At 63.9% G+C, this 21,688-nt stretch carries 24 protein-coding genes and 1 tRNA gene; 5 read left to right on the top strand and 20 right to left on the bottom strand.

The window, feature by feature from the left end:
• Positions 1 to 97: 97 nt before the first annotated feature.
• The 4 genes from ASE30_RS21845 to ASE30_RS21830 all read right to left on the bottom strand — a co-directional run bounded on the left by ASE30_RS21845 (position 98) and on the right by ASE30_RS21830 (position 2,647).
• Positions 98 to 310, bottom strand: a complete 213-nt coding sequence (locus tag ASE30_RS21845) for a hypothetical protein (RefSeq protein WP_008159938.1) — start codon at positions 308 to 310, stop codon at positions 98 to 100.
• 330 nt (positions 311 to 640) lie between these two features.
• Positions 641 to 865, bottom strand: coding sequence for a hypothetical protein (locus ASE30_RS21840; RefSeq protein WP_057286380.1), 225 nt, complete (start codon positions 863 to 865; stop codon positions 641 to 643).
• A 59-nt stretch (positions 866 to 924) separates the two neighbouring features.
• Complete coding sequence (locus ASE30_RS21835) at positions 925 to 1,674, bottom strand: sulfite exporter TauE/SafE family protein (RefSeq protein WP_057286379.1); 750 nt, start codon at positions 1,672 to 1,674, stop codon at positions 925 to 927.
• A gap of 61 nt (positions 1,675 to 1,735) precedes the next feature.
• On the bottom strand, positions 1,736 to 2,647 hold the full coding sequence (locus ASE30_RS21830; RefSeq protein ID WP_057286378.1) for a DMT family transporter: 912 nt from the start codon (positions 2,645 to 2,647) through the stop codon (positions 1,736 to 1,738).
• A 159-nt stretch (positions 2,648 to 2,806) separates the two neighbouring features.
• On the opposite strand from ASE30_RS21830, the gene ASE30_RS21825 reads away from it, so the two are divergent.
• The gene (locus ASE30_RS21825; protein WP_006226939.1) at positions 2,807 to 3,277 is read left to right on the top strand and encodes an Lrp/AsnC family transcriptional regulator; all 471 of its coding nucleotides are present in this window, start codon (positions 2,807 to 2,809) and stop codon (positions 3,275 to 3,277) included.
• Positions 3,278 to 3,391: 114 nt separating this feature from the next.
• Positions 3,392 to 3,625, top strand: coding sequence for a hypothetical protein (locus ASE30_RS21820; protein ID WP_057286377.1), 234 nt, complete (start codon positions 3,392 to 3,394; stop codon positions 3,623 to 3,625).
• Positions 3,626 to 3,724: 99 nt separating this feature from the next.
• Here ASE30_RS21820 and ASE30_RS21815 read toward each other — a convergent pair whose 3' ends face one another.
• Entirely contained in the window at positions 3,725 to 4,324 is a 600-nt protein-coding gene (locus tag ASE30_RS21815; protein ID WP_057286376.1) for a YSC84-related protein, read from the bottom strand.
• Positions 4,325 to 4,427: 103 nt separating this feature from the next.
• Positions 4,428 to 4,643, bottom strand: a complete 216-nt coding sequence (locus ASE30_RS21810; protein WP_235515318.1) for a hypothetical protein — start codon at positions 4,641 to 4,643, stop codon at positions 4,428 to 4,430.
• A 268-nt stretch (positions 4,644 to 4,911) separates the two neighbouring features.
• Here ASE30_RS21810 and ASE30_RS21805 point away from each other — a divergent pair, with 268 nt between their 5' ends.
• Positions 4,912 to 5,865, top strand: a complete 954-nt coding sequence (locus ASE30_RS21805) for a succinylglutamate desuccinylase/aspartoacylase family protein (RefSeq protein WP_057286374.1) — start codon at positions 4,912 to 4,914, stop codon at positions 5,863 to 5,865.
• A gap of 42 nt (positions 5,866 to 5,907) precedes the next feature.
• On the opposite strand, the gene ASE30_RS21800 is transcribed toward ASE30_RS21805, so the two are convergent.
• From ASE30_RS21800 to ASE30_RS21740, 13 genes are all read right to left on the bottom strand, one after another.
• Positions 5,908 to 6,888 carry a TRAP transporter substrate-binding protein gene (locus tag ASE30_RS21800; protein WP_162259938.1) on the bottom strand — a complete coding sequence of 327 codons (981 nt, stop codon included), beginning with the start codon at positions 6,886 to 6,888 and terminating at the stop codon, positions 5,908 to 5,910.
• A 255-nt stretch (positions 6,889 to 7,143) separates the two neighbouring features.
• On the bottom strand, positions 7,144 to 7,578 hold the full coding sequence (locus tag ASE30_RS21795; RefSeq protein ID WP_057286372.1) for a GNAT family acetyltransferase: 435 nt from the start codon (positions 7,576 to 7,578) through the stop codon (positions 7,144 to 7,146).
• Positions 7,579 to 7,835: 257 nt separating this feature from the next.
• The gene (locus ASE30_RS21790; RefSeq protein WP_057286371.1) at positions 7,836 to 8,753 is read right to left on the bottom strand and encodes a PhzF family phenazine biosynthesis protein; all 918 of its coding nucleotides are present in this window, start codon (positions 8,751 to 8,753) and stop codon (positions 7,836 to 7,838) included.
• Between the two features lie 204 nt (positions 8,754 to 8,957).
• Positions 8,958 to 9,791 carry an alpha/beta fold hydrolase gene (locus tag ASE30_RS21785; protein ID WP_057286370.1) on the bottom strand — a complete coding sequence of 278 codons (834 nt, stop codon included), beginning with the start codon at positions 9,789 to 9,791 and terminating at the stop codon, positions 8,958 to 8,960.
• A 190-nt stretch (positions 9,792 to 9,981) separates the two neighbouring features.
• Positions 9,982 to 10,058: transfer RNA gene (locus tag ASE30_RS21780), tRNA-Pro, on the bottom strand.
• A 242-nt stretch (positions 10,059 to 10,300) separates the two neighbouring features.
• Positions 10,301 to 10,735 (bottom strand): MerR family transcriptional regulator, encoded by a 435-nt coding sequence (locus tag ASE30_RS21775; RefSeq protein ID WP_057286369.1) that lies wholly within the window; start codon positions 10,733 to 10,735, stop codon positions 10,301 to 10,303.
• A 58-nt stretch (positions 10,736 to 10,793) separates the two neighbouring features.
• The gene (locus ASE30_RS21770; protein ID WP_081477996.1) at positions 10,794 to 11,132 is read right to left on the bottom strand and encodes an integration host factor subunit alpha; all 339 of its coding nucleotides are present in this window, start codon (positions 11,130 to 11,132) and stop codon (positions 10,794 to 10,796) included.
• A 3-nt stretch (positions 11,133 to 11,135) separates the two neighbouring features.
• Complete coding sequence (gene pheT / locus ASE30_RS21765) at positions 11,136 to 13,553, bottom strand: phenylalanine--tRNA ligase subunit beta (RefSeq protein WP_057286368.1); 2,418 nt, start codon at positions 13,551 to 13,553, stop codon at positions 11,136 to 11,138.
• A gap of 13 nt (positions 13,554 to 13,566) precedes the next feature.
• Entirely contained in the window at positions 13,567 to 14,589 is a 1,023-nt protein-coding gene (gene pheS, locus ASE30_RS21760) for a phenylalanine--tRNA ligase subunit alpha (protein ID WP_057286367.1), read from the bottom strand.
• A gap of 77 nt (positions 14,590 to 14,666) precedes the next feature.
• Complete coding sequence (gene rplT, locus ASE30_RS21755; protein ID WP_006218741.1) at positions 14,667 to 15,026, bottom strand: 50S ribosomal protein L20; 360 nt, start codon at positions 15,024 to 15,026, stop codon at positions 14,667 to 14,669.
• Between the two features lie 17 nt (positions 15,027 to 15,043).
• Entirely contained in the window at positions 15,044 to 15,241 is a 198-nt protein-coding gene (gene rpmI / locus ASE30_RS21750) for a 50S ribosomal protein L35 (RefSeq protein WP_006226956.1), read from the bottom strand.
• Between the two features lie 391 nt (positions 15,242 to 15,632).
• On the bottom strand, positions 15,633 to 17,162 hold the full coding sequence (locus ASE30_RS21745; protein WP_057286366.1) for a YifB family Mg chelatase-like AAA ATPase: 1,530 nt from the start codon (positions 17,160 to 17,162) through the stop codon (positions 15,633 to 15,635).
• 124 nt (positions 17,163 to 17,286) lie between these two features.
• Entirely contained in the window at positions 17,287 to 17,538 is a 252-nt protein-coding gene (locus tag ASE30_RS21740) for an accessory factor UbiK family protein (RefSeq protein ID WP_054458252.1), read from the bottom strand.
• A gap of 668 nt (positions 17,539 to 18,206) precedes the next feature.
• Here ASE30_RS21740 and ASE30_RS21735 point away from each other — a divergent pair.
• The gene (locus ASE30_RS21735) at positions 18,207 to 18,545 is read left to right on the top strand and encodes a P-II family nitrogen regulator (RefSeq protein ID WP_006218735.1); all 339 of its coding nucleotides are present in this window, start codon (positions 18,207 to 18,209) and stop codon (positions 18,543 to 18,545) included.
• A 28-nt stretch (positions 18,546 to 18,573) separates the two neighbouring features.
• Complete coding sequence (amt, locus tag ASE30_RS21730) at positions 18,574 to 19,812, top strand: ammonium transporter (RefSeq protein ID WP_057286365.1); 1,239 nt, start codon at positions 18,574 to 18,576, stop codon at positions 19,810 to 19,812.
• 155 nt (positions 19,813 to 19,967) lie between these two features.
• On the opposite strand, the gene ptsP is transcribed toward amt, so the two are convergent.
• Complete coding sequence (gene ptsP / locus ASE30_RS21725; RefSeq protein WP_057286612.1) at positions 19,968 to 21,677, bottom strand: phosphoenolpyruvate--protein phosphotransferase; 1,710 nt, start codon at positions 21,675 to 21,677, stop codon at positions 19,968 to 19,970.
• Between the last annotated feature and the right edge of the window lie 11 nt (positions 21,678 to 21,688).

Here is a 21,688-nt window from a genome sequence, read left to right as displayed (position 1 = left end):
TAACCGAAATCGCCGTCGCAATCTTTTGAGTATCTGCCAGGGGCTCATGCACACACAGACCTGTCCTGCCGATCAGCTCCGTCCAGGGCAACGCGCCCTATCGGAAGATGTTTTCCTCGACCCAGTTCTGCGCGAAGACTTCCGCGCGATCACGTGCTTCGTCCAACGAAGCGCAGTTGCCCAAGTGGGAAAACGCGGCATCCACTTCGGTGCCGCCCTCGGCCGTTACCGTCAGCAATACGCCATATCCGCCGGTATCCATGGCCGCCGTGGAAACGTCGATCAGTACTTCCTGGTCACGATGCTGCATGTGCTACCTCCCAGTCGGTTACCTAAACGCGTGAACCACGCGTGACGTTGCGCCGGACGGAATTCCCGCGCAAATGAATAGACCCGCAAACGTCACGCAAGTTCATCTTACTGGGGCCTTGCCCCCCGCGATACGTCGGAAAGATGTCAAATCACACATTCCGTCTCAGGAAAACCCCGTACCGCCCTATGGGGCAGCCCAGAAGGGGGAAATACCGCGAAAACATTCGCAATCTATGCAGGAACTTGGCGAAATCGCGCTTCTTGGCGATGTCGATGCGGAAGGCGTTCGAAACCCGAAAGCCGCGAGGGAGAAGCTCCCTGGGCCCCGTCAGCGCACGTGGATGGCGCCGGGCTCTTCCATGCGCAGGGCAAGCCTGCCCTTATCGGTGATGAGCCAGCGGCCATCGGGGCCGGCCTGGACGCAACGCAGCGTTTCCAGCGCCGATGCCACATGCTCGGGCACGTCGGTCTGGACGGCGCCGGGTTCGCCATTGTCGGCCACGATACGCAGCCAATGGCCCAGTTCGCCTTTCTGGAAACGATGCAATGCCATGCGTGATTCTCTCTTGAATGGCTCAACGATAGCATGCCATCAGGACGAGGCCTTCCGGCCTACGCCAAGAGCCTGGGGACCGACGACGCGAGCAAGGCGAACCCCGACAAGGTCAGCAGGCCCAGCACCACCCGGCGAAAGGTCACGTCGCTGATGCCGACGTAGACGCGCGTGCCCAACAGTGTGGGCACCAGCATGGCGGGCACGATCATGGCGAACAGCGGCAGCATGTCGCGCGTCACGACGCCCGTCAGCACGTAGCTGGCCATCGTCACCATCAGCATCGACAGGTTGAAATTCTGGATCACCGCGCGCTGGACGTCGCGGTCGAATCCGCGCAAGGTGCACCACAGCGTCGGAATCACGCCCGTGAAGCCGCCGATTCCGCCCATGACGCCGCCGATAGCACCGACCACGCCATCCGCCGCCTTGCCGCCCACCGTAATGCGCGGCAACCGCGCCGCAAACAACATGACCGGGCACCAGATCGCAAGCAGCCCGCCGATGAAGGCTTTGAATATCAAGGGATCCAGATGGGGCAGCAGCAGCACGCCAAGCGGAATACCCAGCAATCCGCCCGCGATGAAGGGCAACAGATGCGCCGCGGCGAACCCCCGGCGCACCGTGAACGCCGCCAGCAGCTGCCCGGTCAGGGCGCCGAACACCGCCAGCGCCGCCGCCAGCTTCGGATCCACCGTCCAGGCCCAGAACGACATCGCCACCATGCCGAACCCGAAGCCCGACAAACCCTGCACGAAACCCGCGGCCATGGCGCCCACCACGACCAGTACGTATAACGACGAATCCATTTCTGCTGCGCGCCTGCGTGATAGCCGGGACCTTTCCCGGCGCAAGCCATTCTAGAACCTTCTACGAAGCGCGCAGCACCAGCGAACGCTTGAACCGGGCGGCCAGGGCCGACGCCGCCACGCTCGCGCCGATCAGCGCCAGGCCCAGCGCCAGGTCGGCCGAAATGCGCTCATGGAACACCACCGACGACACGATCAGTCCGATGACGGGCACGCACAGCATCGCGATGGACGTCGCCGCAGGCGGCATTTTCTGCGTCATGCCCAGCACCACGATAAAGGTCAGCGCCGTCGCCAGCGGCCCGGTGTACAGGATCAGCGGCCAGGCATCCGGCGTCCCCAGAAACGCCGGGGCGCCGTCGCGCATCCATGCCAGCAACGCCAGCGGAACGGCGGCGATGGCGGTCTGCCACGGAATCATGTCCGCGCCCAACCGGACGTGACGGTTGCCGCGCAACTGGATGATGTTGCACGCCCAGGCGAACGACGCGCCCAGCAACATCGCGAGGCCGATGACAGTGTGCGCCTGCCAGGGGCTGAACGCGGGCGCCACGATGACGCCGATGCCGGCATAGCTCAACGCCGTCGCGAACCATTGGCCCATCGACAGGCGTTCTTTCAGGACCAGCGACGAAAGCGGGATCACCCATATGGAGGTTGCATACGCAATGACGGATGCGCGCCCAGGCGCCACATATTGGAGCGCCCACAGGGCCAGCGCGGTAAACGCGCCCATCTGCAACAGGGCCACGCCCGCCACCAGCGGCCATTCCTGGCGGGTGGGAAAGCGCAAACGCCCCAGCAAACCCAGCACCAGCACGCTGACCAGCGCGGCGGACCCGAAGCGGCTGGCGGCCAGCCACAACGGGCTCATGTGCGCCAGGCCCAACTTCATCACCGGCCAATTACCGCCCCAGATGATCACCGCCCCCACCAACGGCAAAACCTTGCGCCACGCACTTTGCTGAGTCATTACTACCGGTCTACCGCTTGAATATTTCGTGCTTTGGCCGATCAGCCAAAGAATGAAACAGTCTATAGGGTAAACCCCAGCATTTTTCACCTCAATATGCGCCAATAAGCGGCATACTCAGCACAAATGAACTGCTGATCGATATTCGCTAGGTGACTTATGCCGGAAATCAACCTGGATGCCACTGACATCCGCATCCTGAACGAACTTCAACGCGACGCACGCCTCACCAATGTGGAACTGGCCGCCCGCGTCAACCTATCCGCTTCGCCCTGCCTGGCCCGCGTCCGCCGCCTGGAAACCGAGGGCCTCATCGATCGCCGCGTGACGCTTCTGAATGCCCGAAAATTGGGCCTGAAGGTAAACGTGTTCATCCAGATCTCGCTGGACAAGCAGCGCAAGGCCGCTCTGGACGTCTTCGAGCGCGAAATCGCCGTACTGCCCGAGATCATGGAGTGCTACCTGATGTCTGGCGATGCCGACTACCTGATCCGCGCCCTGGTTCCCGATGTCGACGCGCTGGAGCGCCTTATTGTCGAGCACATCACGCGCATTCCGGGCGTGGCCAGTATTCGTTCCAGCTTCGCGCTCAAGCAGGTGCTCTACACCACCGCGGTCCCGCTAGCCTAGGGTCAGCCATGGCGCCACTTGCGGGATCACCGCGGCAAGCCCACAATAAAGGCGCTTGGCGCCTGCCGTCCGCGGGCGCCGGCGTCCCTCCCATCGCTTAGCAAGGAGCAAACCATGCCTGAAACCGAATGGTTCCCCGGCAGCACGCTACCCGATCGTCAGGGCTACTTTGAAGTCGAGTTCGACACAGGCGAAACTGAAATCACGCGCTACGGAATGCTGGGCTGGGAGCCCGAGCAAGAGCGCGGCAGTATCGTGCGCTGGCGCGGCCTGGATCCGAAAATCGAAGAAGCCGAGATGGAACGCGAGACAGCCGTCCGCAACAACAGCGACTCCGTGATCGGCTAGCCGGCCGACGCAACCTCGCGGGGCATCCATTCCCTTTCCCCGCACCAAAACAAAACGCCGCGGAGGCCTCCCGCGGCGTTTTGCATGAGCGCTGATGGATCAAGGATCCAGCTTCGAGATCTTCGTGCCCTCCAGCGACACGCCCGCCATCAGGCCGCCATTATTCATGACAAAACCCACGATGGGCTGCTGCGCCGTGTTGGTATCGATCCGGCCGTTCGCGCCGATGTTGACGACGGCCACCGTGGCGTCGGCGCCCACGGTCCAGCCGCTGCTCTTGCGGAACTTGTTCAGGGACTCATCCGTCATGAACAGCAGAACCATTGCCTTGGACTGCGCGCCGGCCTGGAAGCCGATCGACCCTGCCGTCGTGCTGTAGTAGCCGGCGTTCGCACCGCCTACACGCAGCACGCCTTTGCCGTGTTCGGCGCCGATGATGAAGCTGCCGCTGAGCACATCGGGAAAGACCAGCACGCCCTTGGCTCGCGCCACGAGTTCCTTGGACTGCGGAGCATCCTCGTAGAGGCGGCTAAGCGTCGCGTTGGCCGCGCTGTTCAACGATTGCCGCTGATCGGATGTCGATGCGGCAGAAGATTTGGAGGGAGTGGTGGTCGTGCAGCCCGCGAACAGCAGGCCGGCTGCGCCGATCGCCGCGGCGGCAATGCCGGCACGGCGCAAGACAGGAAAAGTATCAAACATGGAACTCTCCTTTTTTGTTGTCATCCACCCATACTGTACCGGCCAAACCCCTCTGGACAAGACACACGATTGTGATAAACGAAACAAAAAACAAGCAGCCTGCCTAGAGAATTCCGTAGCGCGGTTCGCCGGTGGACGCGTCCACCGACACAATGCCCGACAACACCAGTTCCGCATGGCGCCGGGCAATCGCGGCGTCCTCGAAGGTCACGAAACGAGGCAGCGACCAGCGCTGCTGGAAATCGCCGTTGCCGCTGCGGCGCACGGTTACCTCGATGGCCAATACCCCGATATCAAGACTGACGACTTCGCACTGCACTTGAAATCCATCGATATGACGCTGCGGCCACGCGCCCATTCTGGTACTCCTGAAATCTGTTTATCCGGCCGCAATATGCCAAAAAAAATCGAGCTTGAAAAGCAGTGTTTTCGGGGGATTTGACAGTACTAAACGAGGTAGTGCGCGCGCATCTTGCCGATCACGAAATCCCTTTATCTTCTTCCAGGCGCCACCACGACTCGGACCTATTTCATATCCGCAGTCCGTACTGCAAAATAGCGTAAACAAAACGACCTGCCCCATACCCATGACAAACTCCAATTTCGAACCCGATACCGCTCCGCTTGAAGTCCTTCCCCGCGACCTGGCCCAGTATCGCCAGGGAAACACCGGCATTCCGTACGTGCACCGCTTCGATTCGGGCAAGCCGGGGCCGCATGCGCTGATCAACGCCATCACGCATGGCAACGAGATCTGTGGCATGGTGGCCGCGACCCACCTCCTGGACTCCGGCGTGCGGCCCAAGATCGGCACCCTGACGGTCAGCTTCGCCCACGTCGAGGCCTACGAGGCCTTCGACATCGACAGGCCCTACGACAACCGCCAGCTCGTTCACAACCTGAACCGCATCTGGTCGGCGGCGCAATTAGATGGGCCCGACGACAGCCCGGAATTGCGCCGCGCCCGCGAAATGCGCCCAGTGCTGGACGCCGCCGATTTCGTGCTGGACATCCACTCCACCCGAGCGCCGGTGCAGCCCTTCTGGGTCTACAACGAAATGGACCGCAATACCGCCCTGGCGTCAGCCGTCGGCGCGCCGCAAGTGCATCTGGTCATGCCGCAGGACAAGTTTCCCGGCACCGGCGTCATGGGATATGGCCACCATGGCGACCCCGCGTCCGACAGCGGCGGTGCACTGGTCGTGGAATGCGGCCAGCATTTCTCCCGGTCCGCCGCCCTGCTTGCCACCGACGTGACGCTGCGTTTCCTGGCGCACCTGGGCTTGATCGACCAGCCGGCCGGCGCCACGCCGCCGCCGGTTCCGCAACGCTACCGCCTGCTGGAGGTCCATATGGTGAAGTCCGAGGCGTTCAGCTTCACGCGGCCGGTCATCGGCTTCGAAACCTTCGACAAGGGCGAACTGATCGCCATGAACGGCACCGAGGAAATCCGTTCGCCTTGCGACCACTGCACGATCTTCATGCCCACCCGCATGCCCATCGTCGGACGCGAGGCCGTTTACCTGACGCAAGCGATCTGACGTTTCCGGCGCGGGCACGCGCCTGGCAGGATGGTCCGGCCATCAGCGCCGGGCCGATCCCGCCAGCAATTGCTCATACACGCGCCGTGCGTCGTGGAACCCCTTGGACTCAAGCATCTTCACGTAGGCGTCCGACATGGGCTGCAAGCCGCTCTTCCAGCGCTGCAGCGCATCCGCATCCGGCTGCAGTATCGTTCTACCCAGCGCCACCGCCTGGTCATGCAAAGGCTTGTCCCACTGGTCCCACAGCGGTCCGAACCGAGCAACAAGCGCATCGCCGGAGAGACTGTCGATGGCCTGGCGGACGTCCGCGGGCAGGCTGTCATACCGTTTCCGGTTCATGACGATGAAGAACGCCGACGCATAGAACGGCACCGAGGTATGCCACGTCGTTTCATCATTGAAACCGGCGATGGGCGTGCCCCAGTTGGTCACGATGCCATCGAGCTGATTCGAGCGCAGCGCGGCAACGATCTCATCGGGCTGCAACAGCCTGGGAAGCGCCCCCACGTGTTCCAGCGCCGTGGCCACCGTGGCATTCGGTACCCGCAGGCGCAAGCCCTTCAGATCCGACAACTCTCTTACCGGCGTGGCCTTGGTGTGAATCAGGCCCGGGTTCTGCACAAAAAGCGCAAGCACCTTGAAATCCCGGTATTCGTCGGCAAGGATCCCCTGTTGAAACAGGCCCCACAACGCCTGGGATCCGCGGGCGGCATCCGACACCACGAACGGCAGCTCGATGATCGAGCTGCGCGAAAAGCGCTCGCCTTCCGCGCCGCGCAGCCCCAATGCGATGTCGACCACGCCCTCCTGGACCTGCGCGGCCTGGTTGCGCACGTTGCCCAGCGGCGAAGCGGCATTCAGCACCTCCACCCGCACCCGGCCGCCCGTTCTTCGCTCAAGCTCGCGCGCCCACGGCTCAACCAGATCGACCTGGAAGAAGCTCTGCGGCCCCAGGAAGTGCGACATTTTCAGTTTTACCGGTTCGGCGCTGACGGACAGTCCGCATAGCGCAAGCAACACTGCGGCTGCAAAACGCAGCCATTGGTTCCCATATAGCATCGTCATCCTCCCTGTTGTGCCGCCGAGGCATTTGCCGCAGCGGATACCGCCCCGGCAATGCAGCCCGCCGCCAGGAACGCGGCATCTGCAAGACAGGCACAGGGAGTGTGCGACCGCCTCTTACGGGCGGCCGCAATTCAACGTCGCATATCGGACCGAGCGATTCTGAAGACGACGGTATCGGACCATGTCCCGGTCGATTCGCCCGCAAGCGCTTCAACAATCCGGGATCAGGCGTTTTCCCAGGCTGATGACTTCGTCCTGAGAAAAGCCCAGGCTGTCATAAAAGCCCTTCACCGCGACATTGCCCGACCGGATCATCAGATTGATCTTGGGGCATCCCAAATCAAGCAGCTTGAGCTCCACCGCCGCCATCAGCGCCGTGGCGTAGTTGCGGCGCTGGTACGCGGGCGACACCGCCAGATAATTTATCCAGCCGCGGTGGCCGTCGTAGCCGCCCATCAGCGAGCCGACGATGGCGCCGTCCACCTCGCCAACCAGGAACAGGTCGGATTGCACGGTCAGCTTACGGGCAATGTCTTTCCTGGGATCGTTCCAGCGCCGGGTCAGGCCGCACGCCTGCCACAGTTGAATTACGCCCGGTTCGTCGGACGGGTGAAAAGCCCGGATAGCGAGGTCTTGATGGGTCATGCTTCATTCCTTCGATAAAAGAATGAAAGCCTTGCGATACGCCTCGGACACGGGACGGGAATGCAAACAAAAAGGCCACGAGGGGTATCGTGGCCTTCAGGGGAAAGCGCTGAACACTCAGCGCCCGAACGTGACTAGCCACTCAACGTAGACGTCGAGTGATTCGTCGATTGTCTGCCCGGAACACCGGGACGGGATGCAATGCGTTCATGCGGCAAAGCATACACGAGCTGCTGCGCCGCGGGCAATACGCGGGGTCAATCCTGGGCGGGCGCGGGCAAGGTGCCCTCCATCACCACCACCGCCTGCCCCGACACGCCTGCCCACACGCCATCCGGCCTGGACTCCGCGTGCGCCAGCAACAGGCTTGCACGCCCCATGTCCACGCCCTGCCCCACGCGCAGCCGCAACATGCCTTCATCATCCCGCAAGAACGCCCGCAGCGCGGTGACGGCAGCGGTCGCGCTGCCGGTGGCCGGGTCTTCGGTCATGCGCCCGGTAAGCATGCGCGCCTGGATATCGGTGGGCGCATCCATGGCGTCGGACGCGGTATCCGTCGTGTAGACATAGATGGATTTCGCGCCCACCAGCGGCATCAATGCCGCATAGCCGCTCGCGTCGGGCATGGCGCGGCGCAGTGCATCGCGGTTGACAAGCTGCGCCACCAGGAACGGCAAGCCCACGGAAACCACCTGGGGGGCATGCTCGGACACATCGATGTCCGCCGGATCGAGCTTCAGCGCCCGCGCCACGGCGGACACTGGCGCTTCGCTGCCGCGCGACAGCGGCTGCGGCGCGAGCAGTTCGGCCCCGGCCAGTCCCTGCGGACCATAGTTCAGCGCAATACGCACCAGGCCCGCCTCTTCCTCGAACACAAATCCCTGGGGCGCCGGCAGTCCGGCGGTGACCTGCTCGCGCGCCAGCACCACCGCGGTGCCCACATTGGGATGCCCGGCGAAAGGCACCTCGCGATCCGGCGTGAATATGCGCACGCGGGCCGTATGCGCCGGATCCTGCGCGGGCAGCACGAAACTGGTTTCCGAGTAATTGAATTCACGCGCGATCCGCTGCATCTGAGCCGTGCCGAGCCCCTCGGCATCGAGCACGACCGCCAGCGGATTACCCTGGTAGGCATGGCCTGTGAACACATCGGCAGTGACATAGCGGTAGCGCATCGGAGCATCCTCGCAGACCGCCTGGACATGGCGGCAAAGAGGCCATTGTGCGGATCGGACCCGGCCCGCGAAAGGCACAGAGCTGAAAAATTCCGCTCATAACAGATGCTGCCGCACGCGACGGAATCGTCCGGCCTGCACGATGCAGCCAGTCCGCCAGTTCGCTTGTTCGCTTGTTCGCTTGTTCGCTAGTCCGCTAGTTCGCTAGTCCGCTAGTTCGCGATGTCCCGTGCAGCCGTTGATGAATCCGGCAAGCAGGCCGGCGATATCCGCGGGCCGTTCCAGACTGGGAAGATGGGCTGCGCCCGCCACCTCGACACCCGTCGCCTCGGGCATCAACGCCGCGACTTGACGGCACCGCGCTTGAATATGGGGATAGTCCAGGCTGCCCCACAAAATAAGCGCGGGCGCCGCTATTTCGCCCAGTCGATCATAGGTGGACCCGGCGTCAAGATTCGCGCCCGCAGGCATCGATTCGAGCGCCACGCCATTCATGTCCAGGAACAATTCGCGCAGGCCTCCCGTGACGCGCCCTTCGGATCCCAAGGCACCATCCAGGAACAGCCGCGCCTTCAACGCATTCACCCGCTTGAGATCGCCGGCCGCCTCGGCTTGCGCAAGTTCTGCCTGCGGACCCACGAGATCGGGTGGATAGACCGCTTCCGGCGCACCCGGCACCGTAGGCGAAATCAACACCAGCGCACGCACGCGCTCTGGATGCCGGAGCGCCGCATCGATCGCGATGCGCCCGCCCTGCGAACACCCGACAAGAATCGCCGGCTTGCCGCCCGCCATCGTGTCGATCACCGCCATCAGATCGGCGACGGCAGAATGATCTTCGGGATCGTATCGGGTCTGACCAAAGCCCCGCCGGTCGTACGCGATTGCCCGGGCGTAAGCGGCCACGCCATCCAGTTGCGCCCGCCACATGCGGCGGTCGCAAATGCCCGCATGCAAAAAAACGACCGGATCGCCCTCGCCGACAGCTTCCGAGAACAGGCTTGCGCGGCCAGAAACGATCCAATGATGCGAGCACATGGATTACTTGAGCGGGAGGAAAGAAGGAATTCGATGTTATCGCTGTTGCTCAGCAGCGAAAAGGCCGTATACCGAGATAGCAGAACACGGCAGGTCGCATTAGCATCGCGCAAAAGAAAAGGCCCGAAAATAAAGGCCGCGCAAATGAGAAAGGCCGTTAGTGATTTCTCACTAACGGCCTTGGAACTTCTGGTCGGGACGGCGGGATTCGAACTCGCGACCCCTTGCACCCCATGCAAGTGCGCTACCAGGCTGCGCTACGCCCCGAAAGAAAAAGAGTATAGCAGAACAAAAAAATGTTTGCACGCATTGGTGCAAAAAAGTGCTGAATACTCGGAAAAAATTTGCGCCTCGCGCGCGCCCGTTCGCACTAGCTGCATGTGGTGAACGGACGCGCGCGAGGCGCGGTGTACCAACGTTTGCAGCGCGCTTGGCCACGAAGGCTCACGCGCGCTGCGGATACTGCTAGCAAGCGTTGGAACGCAAGCGGCGTGGCGCGATGCGCCGGATCAGAATGCGGGACCCGCGTGGCCCGCGCTTGCAGCGGCGGGCGCGGTTGCCGGGTTGCCAAGCGCTTCGGCAAGCATCGTCGACACGTTGCTCAATTCGGTGCGCAAGGATTGCATTTCGGTGCCCGACAAACGCACGGCCGCGTCTTGATCGTGCGGCACATCGCGTGCATCGCCCAGGCGATTGCGCGCGCCGCTGATCGTGAAGCCTTGTTCGTACAGCAGGGAACGGATGCGGCGGATCAGCAGCACTTCGTGGTGCTGATAGTAGCGGCGGTTGCCGCGGCGCTTCACGGGCTTGAGCTGCGTGAATTCCTGTTCCCAGTACCGCAACACATGAGGCTTGACGCCACACAGGTCGCTGACTTCACCGATGGTGAAGTAACGCTTGGCGGGAATGGGCGGTAAGGTAACGGTGGGTTCAGTACGTGTCATAAGCGGATTTTATGCGCGCGGTGCGTCGGGTGCCGATAACAATTACCGACAAAGCGTATCACTCCGCGGCGTCGGGTGCGGCAGGCACCGCCTGCTCCACCACGCTCTTGAGTTTCTGACTCGCGTGGAACGTAACCACGCGCCGTGCGGCGATGGGAATGGTCTCGCCGGTTTTTGGATTACGGCCAGGACGCGGCGGTTTGTCGCGCACCTGGAAATTGCCAAAGCCCGAGAGCTTGACGGAATCTCCGCGCGCCAGGGCGTCGCGGATTTCCTCGAAGAACGTATCGACGATGTCCTTGGCTTCGCGCTTGTTCAGACCGACACGCTCGAAGAGCAGTTCGGCCAGCTCGGCCTTGGTCAGGGTGCGTTGCTCGGCAAGCATACTAGTCCCCATGGTTCAGGCGCGCTGGCGCGCGCCGTGCGCACTGACCAAAGCATCCTTGATGCGTGCCAGGCAATCCGCCACACGAGCCTCGTCCAGCGTGACTTCAGTGTCCTGTAGCCAGAATCGGAAAGCAAGGCTTTTCTCGGCGACGGGTTCGCTGGATTGGGCCTTCTCGCGCCACACGTCGAACACACGCGCATCCTGCACCACGGCCAGTTGCGCGTCCGCCTTGACGGCCTCGAACACCGTGTCCAGCATGGCTTGAGCCTGCACGTGCTCGTCCACCCACAGCGCCAGATCGCGCACCACCACGGGCTGACGCGACAGGTCGCGCACCTGCGGCAGTTCGCCGTCCGACAGCGCGGCCACATCCAGTTCGAACACGACCGGCGCGTGCGCCAGATCGGCCTGCTGCGCCCAGCGCGGGTGCAATTCGCCAATCCAGCCGACCTGCTGCCCGTCCAGCACGACGCGGGCGCCGCGGCCAGGATGCAGCGCCGGATGCGGCGCGGCCTCGAAACGCAAGCGGCGGCCGCGCGCGCCGAAGAGCGCCTCGACGTCCATCTTCACGTCGAAGAAGTCGACGTGGCGCGTGGGCACGCCCCACTGCTCTTCCACCGCCGGCCCCCAGGCCGCGCCCGCCAGCCTCATCGGCTGACGCACGCCCGCCACTTCCAGAGGACCATCCTGCGCGGACGCGTCGCGCATGAACACGCGGCCAAGTTCGAACAGGCGCACGCGCGACTGCTTGCGGTTGGCGTTGTGGCGGATGTTGGCCACCAGGCCGCCGATCAGGCTGGAACGCATGACCGACAGATGGCTGGCGATGGGATTCACCAGACGCACCGGCGTGTCGTTGCCGGCGTAGTCGCGCTCCCAGTCGGCTTCAACAAAGCTGTAGTTGACGACTTCCTGGTAGTCCTGCGCTGCCGTCAGGCGACGCAGCGCATGGGCGCCCCGGCGGATTTCGGGCTGCGAGAACATCTTGGCGCGCGCCATCGGCGGCACATCGGGAATGCTTTCGAAACCGTAGATGCGGGCCACTTCTTCAATCAGGTCTTCCTCGATCTCCAGATCGAAGCGGTACGAGGGCGGGCTGACGATGAAGTCATCGCCTTCGACCGTGAACTCCAGGCCCAGGCTGCCGAAAATCTTGGCGACCTGTTCCGGCGTGACCGGCACGCCCAGCACCCGGTGGCAACGCGCCAGGCGCATGCGCACGGGCGGACGCTGGGGAAGGTTCACGATCTGGTCGTCGACGGGACCGACCTGGCCGCCACAGATATCGACAATCAGGCGGGTAATGAATTCCAGGTGTTCGGGAATGCTGGCGTAGTCCACGCCGCGCTCGAAGCGATGGCTGGCTTCCGAGCTGAACTTATAGCGGCGGGCGCGGCCGGCGATGGATTGCGGCCACCAGAACGCTGCTTCCAGATAGATGTTCTGCGTGTCCAGCGTCACGGAGGTGGCTTCGCCGCCCATGATGCCGGCCAGGCTTTCTACCTGTTCGCCGGCGACGACGACGCCGACCTTCGGATCCAGCGTGACGGTCTGGCCATTAAGGAGTTCCAGCGATTCGCCTTCATGGGCCCAGCGCACGGTGATGTCGCCGCCGATCTTGTCCAGATCGAAAACGTGCGAAGGGCGGCCCAGTTCAAGCATGACGTAGTTGGAGATGTCCACCAGCGCCGACAGCGAGCGTTGCCCGGCGCGCTCCAGGCGCGTCTTCATCCAATCGGGCGTCGCGGCGCGGGCATTCACGCCACGGATCACGCGGCCGCCAAAACGGCCGCACAGATCAGGAGCTTCAATCTTGACCGGCAGGCGTTCGTCCAGGGTCACGGGCACGGCGACCGCCGTGGGAACCGACAGCGGCGCACCGGTCAGCGCGGCCACTTCGCGGGCCACGCCAAGAATCGACAGGCAGTCGGCGCGATTGGGCGTCAGCTTGAGCGTGAACAGCGTGTCGTCCAGGTCCAGCGCTTCGCGGATGGATTGGCCGGGGACCATGTCCACCGGCAATTCCAGCAAGCCCGCGTGGTCTTGCGACAAGCCCAGCTCGCGGGCCGAACACAGCATGCCGGACGACTGCACGCCGCGCATCTTGGCCACCCCGATCTTCATGCCGCCGGGCAGTTCCGCGCCCACGCGGGCCAGCGGCACCTTCAGGCCGGCGGCGGCGTTGGGCGCGCCGCACACGATCTGCAGGCGTTCGCCGGAACCGTCGTCGACTTGGCAGACGCGCAGCTTGTCGGCGTCCGGGTGCGGAGCGATATCGACGATATGGCCCACGACCACGCCGGTGAAGGCGGGTGCGGCGGGCACGGTGTCTTCGACTTCCAGGCCGGCCATGGTGAGCCGGTGCGCGAGTTCGTCGGTTGCGATCGGGGGGTTGACCAGCGTACGCAGCCAGGATTCGGGAAATTGCATGATCAGCCGTCTGTTATTCGTTGAACTGGCGCAGGAAGCGCAAATCGCCTTCGTAGAACTGGCGCAGATCGTTGACGCCATAGCGCAACATCGTCAGGCGCTCGAGTCCGGAGCCGAAGGCAAAGCCGATGTAGCGCTCGGGATCCAGCCCGAAATTGCGCACCACCTGCGGGTGCACCTGGCCGGAGCCGGAAATCTCCAGCCAGCGGCCGCGGTTCGGGCCCGAGGTGAACATCATGTCGATTTCGGCGGACGGTTCCGTGAACGGGAAGAAAGACGGACGGAAACGCACGACGAGATCGTCGCTTTCAAAGAAGCAACGCAGAAAATCCGTATACACGCCCTTCAGGTCCGCGAAGGAGATGTCCTCGGCGATCCACAGCCCTTCCACCTGGTGGAACATGGGCGAGTGCGTGGCGTCGCTATCGACGCGGTAGGTGCGCCCCGGCGCGATGACCTTGATGGGCGGCTTGTTCATGCGGGCGTAACGCACCTGCATGGGGCTGGTGTGCGTGCGCAGCAGCAGCGGCAGGCCGTCGGCGTCGTTCATGTCGACGTAGAACGTGTCCTGCATGGAACGCGCCGGATGGTCCAGCGGATTGTTCAAAGCGGTGAAATTGGTCCAGTCGTTTTCCACTTCGGGGCCGTCGGCCACATCGAAGCCTATGGAACGGAAGATTTCTTCCACGCGTTCCCAGGTCCGGATCACCGGATGGATGCCGCCCGGCGCGCGGCCGCGGCCCGGGAGGGTGACGTCAATGGTTTCGGATGCGAGCCGGACATCCAGTTCCGCCTGCGCCAGCGCGGCGCGGCGAGCATTCAGAAGCTCTTCGATTTTTTGCTTGGCCTGATTGATCCGGGCGCCCGCCTCGCGCTTCTGCTCGGGATCGAGTTTGCCCAGGCCCTTCAGCAGCACCGTCAGTGCGCCTTCCTTACCCAGGAAGCGAGCCTTTGCGTTCTCAAGCGCGGCGGCATCCGTAGCCGCGGCGAACCGTTCTTGCGCCTGGGATACCAGGTCGTCAACCAATCGAGTCATGAAATCCAGCCTTCAAAACGCAAACGGGGCTATTACAGCCCCGTTTGCAGCGATGCGCGATGAGTTAAAGCGCGCGATCAGGCAGCCAAGGCAGCCTTGGCTTGCTGCACGATGGCGGCAAAGCCGGCCTTGTCGCGCACGGCCAGATCGGCCAGGACCTTGCGGTCGAGTTCGATCGAAGCCTTCTTCAGGCCAGCGATGAACACGCTGTAGCTGACGCCATGCTCGCGGACGGCCGCGTTGATACGCGTGATCCACAGAGCGCGGAACGTGCGCTTCTTGTTACGACGGTCGCGGTAGGCGTATTGGCCAGCGCGCATGACTGCTTGCTTGGCAATACGGAACACATTACCGCGGCGGCCACGGTAACCCTTGGCGGCGGCAATGACTTTCTTGTGACGTGCGCGGGCAGTTACGCCGCGTTTGACGCGAGGCATAGTAGATCTCCCTTAGATCAAGCGAAAGGCATCATGGCCTTGACGGAGGCCACGTTGGATTCATGAACCGCCGCGGAGCCGCGCAATTGACGCTTGGCCTTGGTGGTCTTCTTGGTCAGGATGTGACGCTTGAACGCCTGACCACGCTTGATGGAGCCGCTGCCGCGAACCTTAAAGCGCTTCGAGGCGCTTTTTTTGGTTTTCATCTTGGGCATGATGATTCCCTAAACTGAAACACTCGTTGTTGATTTACATGACGCCAGGTGCTTGACGCGCAGCGGCTGAAAGCCTCCACGACGGCAAAACTTGTAGACCTGTTGCCACTTCTGGGGGGTACTGCTTGGGGTACTGCTTGGGGTATTGCTTGCAGTACTACTTCTAGTACTGCTCTTTCCGTGACGGCGGGCTTGCTGGCGTTGCCAACTTGCTTGACTGGCGATATTGACTGCCGATGCTTGACCGTCGCGCACGTAGCTTCCCAGGCCAAGGCAAAAAGATAGCCCATATCCGGGAAAGCCTTTGATTATATGGTGATTTCCTGCAATTTGTCGAGTCGAAGCGCGTGACGGGACGGTACGTGGCGTCACGTCCCTGCCCCGGGGCCGGTCATACACCTGCCCGCCGGTACTGCACCGCCTGAGCGACATGGCGGGCGGCAAGCGCCTCCGCGCCATCCAGGTCAGCGATTGTACGGGCCACTCTCAGCGCCCGGTGCAGCGCCCGCGCCGATCCCGCCAGACGGCGCATGGCCTGCAACAACAGCCCCCTGGCGTCGGGGTCCATGGCGCAGAATTGATCCAGTTCGGCCCCGGCCAGCCCAGCATTGAGCTTGCCCTGCCGAGCCAGTTGACGCTCCCGGCACCGGACCACCCGCGCCCGGACCGGGTCTGAAGCCTCGCCCGGCGGAGCCGCCATCCATTCGGGGTCGGATGGCGGCAACGTGACATGCAGATCGATGCGGTCCAGCAAGGGGCCCGATATCTTGCCCGCGTAGCGAGCCACCTGATCCGGGCTGCATGCGCACGTGCGCACCGGATGCCCGCGCCATCCGCACGGGCAGGGATTCATGGCGGCGACCAGTTGGAACCGGGCCGGAAACTGCGCGGACCGCAGGGCCCGGGCGATGACCACCTTGCCCGCCTCGAGCGGTTCGCGCAGCGCCTCCAGGGTGCGGCGGCTGAACTCCGGGAATTCGTCCAGAAACAACACTCCATGATGCGCCAGGCTGATCTCGCCGGGACGTGGCCGCCCGCCACCGCCCACCAAGGCGGCCACCGAGGCCGAATGGTGCGGCGACCTGAACGGCGGCTGGCCCGTCAAGGTGTCCGGCAAGCCGGCCATCGCCGCCACCGCAGCGGCTTCCAGCGCCTGTTCGCGCGCCAGGGGCGGCAACAAGCCCGGCAGACGAGCGGCCAGCATGCTCTTGCCCGCGCCGGGCGGTCCCACCATCAGCAGACTGTGGCCGCCTGCCGCCGCGACTTCCAGTGCCCGCCGCGCGCCGGGCTGCCCCCGCACATCGGACAGGCAGGGCATCGGCACCGCGTCCGGCCACGGCTTGGGCACGGCATCCGGCAGCAGGCAGACACCGGCCGCATGCGCGGCGACATCGGCCAGGCTGCGCGCCGACAGCACGCGCAGGCCCGGCACCCAGGCCGCCTGTTCGGCGCTGCCGGCGGGCAGTATCAGGGTGGCGTGGGGGGCTTCGCGGGCCACGCTCAACGCGATGACCAAGGGCGCGGCAACGGGCACCAGGGCGCCGGTCAGGGACAGTTCGCCGGCAAGGACCAGATTGGCAAGCGCGGGATCGGGCGCGACCGGACCCGTGCCGCTCTCGTCGGCCGGCGCGGCCAGTTGGCCGGAAGCCAGCAACAGCCCCAGCGCAATGGGCAGGTCGAACCGCCCCGATTCCTTGGGTATGTCGGCGGGCGAAAGATTGACGGTGATGCGGCCCGCAGGAAACTCGAACCCGCTATTGATGATTGCCGCCCTGACCCGTTCGCGGCTTTCCCGCACTTCGGTATCGACCAGCCCGACCACATTGAAGCCCGGCAGGCCAGGCCCCAGATGCGTCTCTACGCGAACCGCGTGGGCATGCATGCCGCAAAGGGCTCTGCTGGCAAGAACGGCGAGCGTCAATGCGGTCTCCAAACGGGTATGCGGACCGTCAGTATCGGCAAAAAACAAACGGCCGCAGACGCGGCCGTGGCAAAACCATCCCGCCCTGCCGCATCCTGTCGAGGCGCGGCGGGGCCAGCGGCGCTTACTTGTCCAGGGCGGACAAGCGCGATTCCAGTTGCTGCACCTGGGCAGCCAACTGATCCACGCGCGCGCGGGTTCTGGCCAGCAGATCGGCCTGGACGTCGAACTCTTCGCGCGTGACCAGATCCAGCTTGGAAAACGCTTGCGTCATCATTGCGCGCACATTGCGTTCCACATCGGCCGCCGGGCTGCGGGCGATCAGGTCGGAAATATTCTTCTGGATGTCTTCCATCCATTGCGTGCGATTGTTCATAAGGACCTCTCGGTGTTCTGATGACTCAAGTGTAGTGCGTCGGCGGGATCCCTTTTTCCCGATGGCGGGCCGCCCCAAAAAAAAAGGGCGGGCCGCATGCGGTGACCGCCCATCAAAGCACAGGAGAAAACCGGGCTGCCTGACGGCAACCCCCTACCAACATCATTACGGCCAGCCAGCCTGGCGTGCCGCTTGCGCAAACAGAAACGGGTTTGCGCCTGACTGAGATCGATTCTTCGCGACCCCACCCGCGCCAACAAGCCTGTCCGTGTAAACCCCGGTATCAGATGCCCCCACCCGTTTTGGGGTTTTCACCGACCCAGCAGCAGGGGCTTGCTCAGGGCCGATTGCCCTCTCAGGCCCGGCGCGCAAGGGTGTGCGGGCTGCGGCAGGTCCATGGACGGTACGGGAGCGGCAATGAATATCAGTACAAACCGCAACAGCCCCCGCATCAAATCGCTACAAATCCCGGGTTTGAAACATGTTTCGTTGCATTCTTCACTTCTTCTGAGCTACGCACCAATTTGAGGCCAACGCGCGGTGCATGGCGCACCACGATGGTGCCGGCACGCACAATTCCCGCGCCATTTTCCGTCGTCCCGGGTGCGGACCAACATGGCACGGAATTTGCTTGACTGACGGTGCGTGCAACCATGAGAGGAAATGCCATGAAACTCATCATCGCCATCATCAAGCCCTTCAAGCTCGACGAAGTGCGAGTGGCTCTATCCGGGATCGGCGTCCAGGGACTGACAGTCACCGAAGTAAAAGGATTTGGCCGCCAGAAAGGCCATACCGAACTCTATCGCGGCGCCGAATACGCCGTCGACTTCCTGCCCAAGTTGCGGGTCGAAGCCGCGGTACCCGACCATCTTGTCGATCAGGTCATCGAAGCGATCGAACAAGCCGCCCGGACGGGCAAGATCGGCGACGGCAAGATCTTCGCCGCTCCCCTGGAACAAGTTATCCGTATCAGAACGGGTGAAGCCGGCGAAGCTGCGCTGTAAATAAATAAAGACTCAATGGAGCCTGAAAATGGATAAAGCAGATATCTCCTGGTTGCTCGTCTCTACCCTGCTTGTATTGATGATGGCCGTACCCGGTCTGGCGATGTTCTATGGCGGCCTGGTACGCAGCAAGAACGTGTTGTCCGTGTTGCTGCAAGTGCTGTGCACGTTCGTGCTGGGCCTGGTTCTCTGGTTCATCTATGGCTATTCCCTCGCGTTCACGGAAGGCAACGCCTTCTTCGGCGGCCTGTCGCGCGCTTTCTTCTCTGGCATGTTCACGCCCGCCGATGGCACCTACGCCATGTCGAACACGCTGACCGAACTGCTGTTCGCCTCCTTCCAGGCCACCTTTGCGGGCATCACCTGCGCGCTGGTCGTCGGCAGCTTCGCCGAACGCGCCCGCTTCTCCGGGGTCCTTGTGTTCACGGTGATCTGGTTCACGTTCGCCTATGTGCCGATCGCGCACATGGTGTGGTTTGCGTCCGAAACGGCGCCCGGCCTGCTCAACGCCCAAGGCGCGCTGGACTTCGCCGGCGGCACCGTGGTGCACATCAACGCCGGCGTGGCCGGCCTGGTGGGCGCCTATGTGGTTGGCAAGCGCGTGGGCTATGGCCGCGAAGCGATGCAGCCGCACAACCTGCCCATGACCTTCGTGGGCGCCGCCCTGCTGTGGGTGGGCTGGTTCGGCTTCAACGCCGGCTCGGCACTGGCCGCCAACGAGAACGCAACCCTGGCCTTCTTCAACACGATGATCGCGACCGCGGGCGCCGTGCTGGCCTGGTTGTTCACCGAATGGGCCATCAAGGGCAAGCCCTCGATGCTGGGCGCCGCATCGGGCGCGATCGCCGGCCTGGTGGGCATCACCCCGGCCGCTGGTCTGGTCGGCCCCGTGGGCGCACTGATCATCGGCGTGGTTGCCGGTGTGGTCTGCGTCTGGGGCGTGAACGGCCTGAAGCGCCTGCTGCGCGCCGATGACGCGCTGGACGTGTTCGGCATCCACGGCGTGGGCGGTATCGTCGGCGCGCTGCTGACCGGTGTGTTCAACGCGCAGTTCTTCGGCGGCCCCGGCCTGGCCGAACCCGGCATGATCGCCCACCAGTTGTGGGTCCAGCTCGAAGGCGTGCTGCTGACCATCGTCTGGTCCGGCGTCGTGGCCTGGATCGCCTACAAGATCGCCAATGCCCTGTGCGGCATGCGCGTGCCGGAAGACCAGGAGCGCGAAGGCCTGGACGTCACGAGCCACGGCGAATCGGCGTACCACAGCTAAAGCGATGCCCCGGTCCGCTGCCTTCCAGGCAAAGCGGGCCGGCACAGGAAACGGCGCCGGCGCTTTCGCACCGGCGCCGTTTTTTTCAGGCTTGCTGTCTTCCGAAAAAAAACCGCCCGAGCAACGGGCGGCTTTCTACGTGGCGCCGGAGCGGATCAGGCCGGCCCCAGCGCGTCCAGGTCCACGGGCAACGCGCGGTTCAGCGCCGTCGCCACCTTGATGCGCAGGGCATTGGAATGCGCCCGGCGAACCTCGCGCTTCACATCCAGCAATTGCTGGGGGTGCATCGAGAACTCGGTCAGGCCCAGCCCCAGCAGCAACCGGGTCATGCGCGAATCGCCCGCCATTTCGCCGCAAACCGCAACGGGCTTGCCTGCGCGTTCGCCCGCGTTGATCGTATTGGCAACCAGGCGCAGCACCGCTGGATGCAGGGGATCGTAGAGCGCGGCCACGTCGTGGTCGCCGCGGTCGATCGCCAGCGTGTACTGGATCAGGTCATTGGTGCCGATGGAAAGAAAATCCAGCGCCTGCGCGAAGGGTTCGATCGCGATGGCGATGGCAGGCACTTCGACCATAGCGCCCACTTCCATTTGAGGCGCATAGGCTTGCCCCCGGGCATCGAGTTCGCGCCGGGCGGCCTCGATGGCCGCCTTGGTTGCCACCACCTCGTGCATGTGCGCGATCATCGGAATCAGCAGCCGCACCGGCCCGTGCGCCGAGGCCCGCAGGATGGCGCGCAACTGCGTCGCGAACATTTCCGGCCGGGCCAGGCAATACCGGATGGCGCGCTGCCCCAGGGCCGGGTTGGTGGCCACGGTGGCCTCCCCGTCCAGCGTCTTGTCCGAGCCGATATCCAGCGTGCGGATCGTGACAGACCTGCCGGCCATTACCTTGACGACGGAGGCATACGCTTCGTATTGCTCTTCCTCGCCCGGCAGATCCGGGCGTCCCATGAACAGGAACTCGCTGCGGAACAGCCCGATGCCATGCGCGCCCGACGCCAAAGCCAGAGCGGCCTCGTCCGGCAGCTCGATGTTGGCATGCAAGGTGATGTCGATCCCGTCGAGGGTGATGGAGGGCTCGTCGCGCAACAGACCGAGTTCGGCGCGTTCGTCCGCGTAGATGGCCTGGCGCCGCCGGTATTCCTGCAGGATCCGGTCGGACGGATTGACCACCACCGCGCCGGCCGCCCCGTCGATGATCAGCATGTCGCCGTCGCGGACCAGTTCGCGCACGTTCCCCATGGCGACCACGGCCGGCACGCCCATACTGCGCGCCACGATTGCCGTATGCGAGGTCGGGCCGCCCAGGTCGGTGACAAAGGCGGCGAAGCGTCCGCCGCGCAACCGAAGCATGTCGGCCGGCGAGATATCGTGGGCCACGACCACCAGCGCATCGTCGCCGCCCATGTGGGACATGTCGGGCAGAATCGCCGACGTGCCCGCCAGGACGTGCAGCACCCGCTCGATGACCTGGCGCACGTCGGCCCCGCGCTCGCGCAGGTACTCGTCCTCCATGGCGTCGAACTGCTGCCCCAGGATCTGGCCCTGCGTCGTCAGCGCCCATTCGGCGTTGTAGTGGCGCTCGGCGATCAGGGCCAGCGTCTGTTCGGCCAGCAACGGATCGCCCAGCAGCAGGCTGTGCACATTCAGCATGGCGCCCAGTTCGCGCGGGGCATCGGCCGGCAAGGTGTCGGCCAATTGCAGGAGCTCTTGCTGCGCGGAAGCCAGGGCTTCGGTCAGCCGGCTGCTCTCGGCGGGAATGTCTTCGGGCGAAATGCGGTAGTGCGCCACTTCCAGCGCCGCGGCGCCCATGACGACCGCGCGGCCGATCGCATATCCCCTGGCGACGCCCTTGCCATACAGGCAGACAACGG

It is taken from the genome of Achromobacter sp. Root83 (assembly GCF_001428845.1).
Classification (GTDB): Bacteria; Pseudomonadota; Gammaproteobacteria; order Burkholderiales; family Burkholderiaceae_B; genus Achromobacter.
This window is presented reverse-complemented; position numbering and strand designations above follow the sequence as displayed.

Excerpts from the sequence above, each read along its gene's own strand:
- ASE30_RS21835 (WP_057286379.1), bottom strand. The coding sequence starts at position 1,674 with ATGGATTCGTCGTTATACGTACTGGTCGTGGTGGGCGCCATGGCCGCG.
- ASE30_RS21770 (WP_081477996.1), bottom strand. The coding sequence starts at position 11,132 with ATGGGGACTAGTATGCTTGCCGAGCAACGCACCCTGACCAAGGCCGAG.
- rplT (WP_006218741.1), bottom strand. The coding sequence starts at position 15,026 with ATGCCTCGCGTCAAACGCGGCGTAACTGCCCGCGCACGTCACAAGAAA.
- ASE30_RS21785 (WP_057286370.1), bottom strand. The coding sequence starts at position 9,791 with ATGTGCTCGCATCATTGGATCGTTTCTGGCCGCGCAAGCCTGTTCTCG.
- ASE30_RS21825 (WP_006226939.1), top strand. The coding sequence starts at position 2,807 with ATGCCGGAAATCAACCTGGATGCCACTGACATCCGCATCCTGAACGAA.
- ASE30_RS21790 (WP_057286371.1), bottom strand. The coding sequence starts at position 8,753 with ATGCGCTACCGCTATGTCACTGCCGATGTGTTCACAGGCCATGCCTAC.
- ASE30_RS21830 (WP_057286378.1), bottom strand. The coding sequence starts at position 2,647 with ATGACTCAGCAAAGTGCGTGGCGCAAGGTTTTGCCGTTGGTGGGGGCG.
- ASE30_RS21805 (WP_057286374.1), top strand. The coding sequence starts at position 4,912 with ATGACAAACTCCAATTTCGAACCCGATACCGCTCCGCTTGAAGTCCTT.
- ASE30_RS21820 (WP_057286377.1), top strand. The coding sequence starts at position 3,392 with ATGCCTGAAACCGAATGGTTCCCCGGCAGCACGCTACCCGATCGTCAG.
- ASE30_RS21815 (WP_057286376.1), bottom strand. The coding sequence starts at position 4,324 with ATGTTTGATACTTTTCCTGTCTTGCGCCGTGCCGGCATTGCCGCCGCG.
- ASE30_RS21840 (WP_057286380.1), bottom strand. The coding sequence starts at position 865 with ATGGCATTGCATCGTTTCCAGAAAGGCGAACTGGGCCATTGGCTGCGT.
- amt (WP_057286365.1), top strand. The coding sequence starts at position 18,574 with ATGGATAAAGCAGATATCTCCTGGTTGCTCGTCTCTACCCTGCTTGTA.
- pheS (WP_057286367.1), bottom strand. The coding sequence starts at position 14,589 with ATGACTCGATTGGTTGACGACCTGGTATCCCAGGCGCAAGAACGGTTC.
- pheT (WP_057286368.1), bottom strand. The coding sequence starts at position 13,553 with ATGCAATTTCCCGAATCCTGGCTGCGTACGCTGGTCAACCCCCCGATC.
- ASE30_RS21740 (WP_054458252.1), bottom strand. The coding sequence starts at position 17,538 with ATGAACAATCGCACGCAATGGATGGAAGACATCCAGAAGAATATTTCC.
- ASE30_RS21775 (WP_057286369.1), bottom strand. The coding sequence starts at position 10,735 with ATGACACGTACTGAACCCACCGTTACCTTACCGCCCATTCCCGCCAAG.
- ASE30_RS21735 (WP_006218735.1), top strand. The coding sequence starts at position 18,207 with ATGAAACTCATCATCGCCATCATCAAGCCCTTCAAGCTCGACGAAGTG.
- ASE30_RS21795 (WP_057286372.1), bottom strand. The coding sequence starts at position 7,578 with ATGACCCATCAAGACCTCGCTATCCGGGCTTTTCACCCGTCCGACGAA.
- ASE30_RS21845 (WP_008159938.1), bottom strand. The coding sequence starts at position 310 with ATGCAGCATCGTGACCAGGAAGTACTGATCGACGTTTCCACGGCGGCC.
- rpmI (WP_006226956.1), bottom strand. The coding sequence starts at position 15,241 with ATGCCCAAGATGAAAACCAAAAAAAGCGCCTCGAAGCGCTTTAAGGTT.